The 4,114-nt window shown below is 40.2% G+C and carries 5 protein-coding genes; all 5 read right to left on the minus strand.

The window, feature by feature from the left end:
• Nucleotides 1–24: 24 nt before the first annotated feature.
• Nucleotides 25–570, minus strand: a complete 546-nt coding sequence (locus LMU01S_RS09570; RefSeq protein WP_056959842.1) for a hypothetical protein — start codon at nt 568–570, stop codon at nt 25–27.
• A 24-nt stretch (nt 571–594) separates the two neighbouring features.
• Complete coding sequence (locus tag LMU01S_RS09575; protein ID WP_056959840.1) at nt 595–1,125, minus strand: hypothetical protein; 531 nt, start codon at nt 1,123–1,125, stop codon at nt 595–597.
• 307 nt (nt 1,126–1,432) lie between these two features.
• Nucleotides 1,433–2,845 (minus strand): DNA primase family protein, encoded by a 1,413-nt coding sequence (locus tag LMU01S_RS09580; RefSeq protein ID WP_056959838.1) that lies wholly within the window; start codon nt 2,843–2,845, stop codon nt 1,433–1,435.
• The gene (locus LMU01S_RS09585; protein WP_056959836.1) at nt 2,826–3,629 is read right to left on the minus strand and encodes a bifunctional DNA primase/polymerase; all 804 of its coding nucleotides are present in this window, start codon (nt 3,627–3,629) and stop codon (nt 2,826–2,828) included. The genes LMU01S_RS09580 and LMU01S_RS09585 overlap by 20 nt, the downstream gene beginning before the upstream one ends.
• Nucleotides 3,626–3,976, minus strand: a complete 351-nt coding sequence (locus LMU01S_RS09590) for a hypothetical protein (protein WP_056959834.1) — start codon at nt 3,974–3,976, stop codon at nt 3,626–3,628. The genes LMU01S_RS09585 and LMU01S_RS09590 overlap by 4 nt, the downstream gene beginning before the upstream one ends.
• Nucleotides 3,977–4,114 lie beyond the last annotated feature (138 nt).

Genomic DNA, 4,114 nt, shown 5'->3' on the forward strand with positions numbered 1-4,114 from the left:
TTTAGCCAGTGCATCCCTTGCGTTCTATTTGATTGGTGCTATTACTGATTTGATGTATTCGATCACCGCCAAGCATTCGATCTTAAGCATATTACGCAATGCTTTAAAACTTGGATAGCCTTTAAGTGTGATGTCTCCACTCAAGCGGTTCATGTAATAGATCGTATACGGATCAACGTTTTGACCGTATGCTAACATTTCTAAGCGTTGGTTCATGATCGATCTAAAACCGTGGCGACTTACTAGCATGATGGACGGTAGTAGTTTTACTTTCTTAGCGAATTTACCGTTATATTTTTCATTCAAGGCAAACTCTAGCCCTGTCTTGGCTGTTTCTGCACACTCACGATCAAAGTAGTAGCCTAGTTGGTCCATCTCAAGTAAAAATAGATTGTTGATGATCTTATTAGCAGCGTTGATCTTATCTTCCGTCGATCCTTTCACGCCGTCATATACTGAAATAAATGCGGTATAGGCTTCTAGTTGGATCTGATACGATCGTAAACGTGATGGGCTTGCGTGTCTGATGTCTTCCTTGAGATCGTTTAAGTTTGTGGGTATTACATTCATGTTTGAACTTCCTTTCTGGGATGTCTATTTAAAATCTTTCGCTAGTTGCTCACTGATATTCTTGATGTCTAAAAATTGTTGATTGTTTAGGTGGTGGCGTTTGAGATCGTTAGGAGTGAGTTTCTTTAGATCGTCGATAAAGCACGCAAGATCCTTGATTAGATCATTTCTAAGAGCTCTGTAGGTTTCTAGCATAGTATTTAGCCTATGAGCTTGCCCATCATGCTTATAGATCATCTCCATAACTTTATGAGTTGCTACGATCGTAACGTTTAACTCTGGTTCTGGCTTGATATCAAACTTGTAGACTTCATGAATTGGAACGCCAAGCGTCAGCAACTCCATTCTAAAATCATACAAGTTATAAATACCCTCAATACTTGCGGGCTTCTCGCTTATTGGTAGTTGGTCCAGTGCATCGAATAACTGTTTGACCTTAGCTTTAGCCTTGACGACTCTATCAGCATAACGGTCTAGTGTCTCGATGTCGTCTAGGATATAGGATAATCTTACTTGTGGGCTTTCGTTCATCGTGATTGCATCTGTGATATTCATTTTGTTTTTGGCTTCCTTTCTGTGATCAGTGATGTGGGTATTGTGTAACCTGCTGTAACTCAACGTAACTGCCCCAAAAACTTCTGTATCCCTTGGCACTCTAAGCGTGTAAACAAAATAACAAAAATTTTGCCCCGCTCACTCTCTCTTTATATATTTATTTATTATTTATTTTATTTATATACGTATATATATATAAAGTAGTTACATTAGTTACATAACATAAGTGTCAAAAGCTAAAAAATTTTAAAATATTAACATTGCGGTTACTCACTGGTTACATTTGGGGTGATTTGGTTACACTCGGCTATTTTAGTTGCATGATAGCTAGCTCACCACTTGTTATAGATCGTAATTTGATGCCAATGTAGGCTTTGGCGGGTTCTCCGTTGATGCGTTTCGTGGTATCGAATACGCTAAAACGTCTAAGCTCTTTCTTGAGTTTTTGACTACTTAGTGGCTTGTACCCGTTGTTGTAGCAGTAGTTCTTGTAAGTGTCATACAAGTATACTTTCTTGACTGCGTAATCTTTTCCTAATTCGCAATACTCGTCTATAAAATCTTGCACGATGTCATTTTCTCCGATCCATTCCAAGCGCAAGCGTTCCATTTCTTCAGTTTCAGAAAAATAGCCACGTTGTAGCACTTCTCTAAAAGCCTGTAAGCATTTATAAACGAATGCGGGTTGTTCGGCGTATAATGCTTTTTTGTCAAAGCGTTGTCTAAAATCTGGGATCGAATAAAAAGGCACGATACAAGGACGACGACCAAAGCCCGCCGATGTGTCTTTAAAACTTGGTAGTCTATTAGCCCCAAAGATCTGTTTAGCAAACGGCTTAATAGTTTGGGCTTGTTCGCCTTTGTTCTCAACGTCGATGGCGTCATCCCCTGTTATACCTTTGATTAGGGATGGATCTATAATTAAACTATTGCCAATATCTGCGTAATAGTTGAGTAGTTTGGCGTAAAGTCTCGCTAATGTGAACCGTCTTTCAGGGTTCGTTAGATCATTTAGGCGGACTGTACTTGTGTTAGCTGGTCCGATCATCTCTCTTAGCCAATTGAAAAAAGTGCTCTTACCGTCTCCGCCTTCCGATAGCAAGATAGCAAACTTCTGTAAGTGTTCGTATGATCGATAAAAACAAAAGCCAATGAATTCCATTAAGAACGTTTTGGCGTCTTTTACGCTTTCATCTAACCACTTATCAGTTAAGGGAGTAGGGGCGTCGCTGGTGTCGATTTCATAATCACGACCATAAAATAAATAATTGTCCGGGCTGTTTGGTCTCATTTCGCCCGTTCTGATGTCATAGACACCATTTTTAAAATGAACTGCGTACGGGTCTACGTTGTCGATCGTTTCGCTAGCGTCTTTGATGTCAGCTAGATCCATGATGTATTTAGTAGCGTCCGATACTTCTTTATTGCTCCAATGGTCACGTACCAAGGTGCTTACTTCCTTTCGGATCTCGTTAGCTGTCACAACTTGCCATAAGCCTAAGCAATCGTTATAGCGGTATAAAGTCAAGTCGTTGTTTTTCTTGATCTGTAGATAGTTTCCACGTTCTAGGATCGTTTGACCAAGCTTGACGGGATCAATTTTTATAGTGCCTCGGTTATTCTCGTATAACCAAGGATCCAAGTTATTAGCTTGGTTCAATTTGTCTTTAAATTGGTCCATGAATTCGATCATCATCGCTTTATCTGCTACGTTGTTCATATTTTGATGCTTCCTTTCTCACTACGCTTTTAAAGATCGTGTTGACTTCGCTATCTGGTAGCGGTGGGCTGATATAGTCACGGTTGATCTGTTGTGCGATCGTGTATACTGTCTCTAGCTCTGCGCCTGTGCTTATCAGCCAACCGACTTGCTTAGTTAGCCACGTATTACGTCCGCCACTGTCAACGCCTGCGACTATTTCATCTAACCGCTTGCCTGTCCATTTTTTGCCATTTATAGGACGGTTAAAGCTATTTGAGTATTGTTGTGCTGGTTTATCGTCCAACGCCTCTAAAAGCCATTTGGGGGCTTCTATAATGGTGTTGTAATTGTATCGCTCGTTGATACTCCTATAAGCATCACCATTGATCACGCTAGGCGCTATGACTGTAAAATCTGCCAATAGATCAACGTTAGGGATGAAATTGGTAACTCGTTTCTTTTTAGCTGTGCCAGTGTAAAAAAAGTGCAGACCACCGCTTGGCGTTTGCTCGATATACGTGTTAGTTGGCAACGTGCATCCCTGATCTGCCATTTTTTGCATAGTATCCCTAATGCCATCGCTATTGTGATTGTCGATGTCTACCACTACCAAGCTTTTACTTGCAAGCTCTAAGCCTAAGTTAGCTTGTGGCAGATCATCGAACCACTTCGCCACTGTCTGCGGATCGTTAGACGCTGTTAAATAGCTCTGATCTTTGATAGGACGCTTAGTGTTTGGAACTAGTGGAAACACCTTAAAACCATGTTTAGCAAGCTCTGAGGCGGTGTTTTTAGCAATCATTTGCGTTCCTCCTTTAACTCTTGTAAGCGTCCATATAGATCAGGTTCAAAAAGTTTAATAGTTGGACCAAAGTTTTTTAAAAGCACTTGGATCTCATTAAGTGTGATAAGTTCCTGTTTGATCCTAATCTTTGTAACTTCCATGATTACATAGGTACTAGCTAAACTACTGAGATCAGAATATAAGTCGGGATCTGTTTTGGATAATTTTTTACCGTACACTTTTTCTAAAAGGTGAGCTGTTTCAGGTTTAAGATCGTTACTCTTGATCATGCTTGTTAGCCCCGATTTTAAATTTTCAAATGAAATTGATTTCTCTTGATTTTGTGATTGATTTTCTTGTAACATGTAAATAGTTCCTTTCATGATTAAAGTTTGCGCTTTGTTTGTGATAGGGATGTGGGTTGCTCACTAGCAGGGGTGCTAGTGGGCTTTTTCTTTGCTCTCAACCACTCGACCACAAAAGACGTCACCAGCCCGGCAACT

It is taken from the genome of Ligilactobacillus murinus DSM 20452 = NBRC 14221 (genome assembly GCF_001591685.1).
In the GTDB taxonomy this organism is placed as follows: Bacteria; Bacillota; Bacilli; order Lactobacillales; family Lactobacillaceae; genus Ligilactobacillus; species Ligilactobacillus murinus.

What these genes read in the sequence shown, in the direction of transcription:
- LMU01S_RS09570 (WP_056959842.1), bottom strand. Translation starts at nt 570, where the DNA reads ATGAATGTAATACCCACAAACTTAAACGATCTCAAGGAAGACATCAGA.
- LMU01S_RS09575 (WP_056959840.1), bottom strand. Translation starts at nt 1,125, where the DNA reads ATGAATATCACAGATGCAATCACGATGAACGAAAGCCCACAAGTAAGA.
- LMU01S_RS09580 (WP_056959838.1), bottom strand. Translation starts at nt 2,845, where the DNA reads ATGAACAACGTAGCAGATAAAGCGATGATGATCGAATTCATGGACCAA.
- LMU01S_RS09585 (WP_056959836.1), bottom strand. Translation starts at nt 3,629, where the DNA reads ATGATTGCTAAAAACACCGCCTCAGAGCTTGCTAAACATGGTTTTAAG.
- LMU01S_RS09590 (WP_056959834.1), bottom strand. Translation starts at nt 3,976, where the DNA reads ATGTTACAAGAAAATCAATCACAAAATCAAGAGAAATCAATTTCATTT.